The sequence below is a fragment of the Pseudomonas sp. NFACC39-1 genome, assembly GCF_900110355.1.
Classification (GTDB): Bacteria; Pseudomonadota; Gammaproteobacteria; order Pseudomonadales; family Pseudomonadaceae; genus Aquipseudomonas; species Aquipseudomonas tehranensis.
The window spans coordinates 1-1,386 of the sequence record NZ_FODL01000035.1; the positions used below are offsets into that span (position 1 = coordinate 1).

The following is a 1,386-nucleotide window of genomic DNA, read 5'->3' on the forward strand; positions in this document are numbered from 1 at the left end:
TGGGTGACGAAGTGGTTGATGCCATGCTTCCAAGAAAAGCTTCTAAGCTTCAGGTAACCAGGAACCGTACCCCAAACCGACACAGGTGGTTGGGTAGAGAATACCAAGGCGCTTGAGAGAACTCGGGTGAAGGAACTAGGCAAAATGGCACCGTAACTTCGGGAGAAGGTGCGCCGGTGAGGGTGAAGCACTTGCTGCGTAAGCCCACGCCGGTCGAAGATACCAGGCCGCTGCGACTGTTTATTAAAAACACAGCACTCTGCAAACACGAAAGTGGACGTATAGGGTGTGACGCCTGCCCGGTGCCGGAAGGTTAATTGATGGGGTTAGCTAACGCGAAGCTCTTGATCGAAGCCCCGGTAAACGGCGGCCGTAACTATAACGGTCCTAAGGTAGCGAAATTCCTTGTCGGGTAAGTTCCGACCTGCACGAATGGCGTAACGATGGCGGCGCTGTCTCCACCCGAGACTCAGTGAAATTGAAATCGCTGTGAAGATGCAGTGTATCCGCGGCTAGACGGAAAGACCCCGTGAACCTTTACTATAGCTTTGCACTGGACTTTGAATTTGCTTGTGTAGGATAGGTGGGAGGCTTTGAAGCGTGGACGCCAGTTCGCGTGGAGCCATCCTTGAAATACCACCCTGGCAACTTTGAGGTTCTAACTCAGGTCCGTTATCCGGATCGAGGACAGTGTATGGTGGGTAGTTTGACTGGGGCGGTCTCCTCCTAAAGAGTAACGGAGGAGTACGAAGGTGCGCTCAGACCGGTCGGAAATCGGTCGTAGAGTATAAAGGCAAAAGCGCGCTTGACTGCGAGACAGACACGTCGAGCAGGTACGAAAGTAGGTCTTAGTGATCCGGTGGTTCTGTATGGAAGGGCCATCGCTCAACGGATAAAAGGTACTCCGGGGATAACAGGCTGATACCGCCCAAGAGTTCATATCGACGGCGGTGTTTGGCACCTCGATGTCGGCTCATCACATCCTGGGGCTGAAGCCGGTCCCAAGGGTATGGCTGTTCGCCATTTAAAGTGGTACGCGAGCTGGGTTTAGAACGTCGTGAGACAGTTCGGTCCCTATCTGCCGTGGACGTTTGAGATTTGAGAGGGGCTGCTCCTAGTACGAGAGGACCGGAGTGGACGAACCTCTGGTGTTCCGGTTGTCACGCCAGTGGCATTGCCGGGTAGCTATGTTCGGAAAAGATAACCGCTGAAAGCATCTAAGCGGGAAACTTGCCTCAAGATGAGATCTCACTGGGACCTTGAGTCCCCTGAAGGGCCGTCGAAGACTACGACGTTGATAGGTGGGGTGTGTAAGCGCTGTGAGGCGTTGAGCTAACCCATACTAATTGCCCGTGAGGCTTGACCATATAACACCCAAGCAATTTG

General features: G+C 53.5%; 1 rRNA gene. It reads left to right on the plus strand.

Annotated features, from left to right (window positions below):
- A 23S ribosomal RNA gene (locus BMY45_RS27190) occupies positions 1 to 1,367 on the plus strand; the annotation flags it as partial.
- Positions 1,368 to 1,386 lie beyond the last annotated feature (19 nt).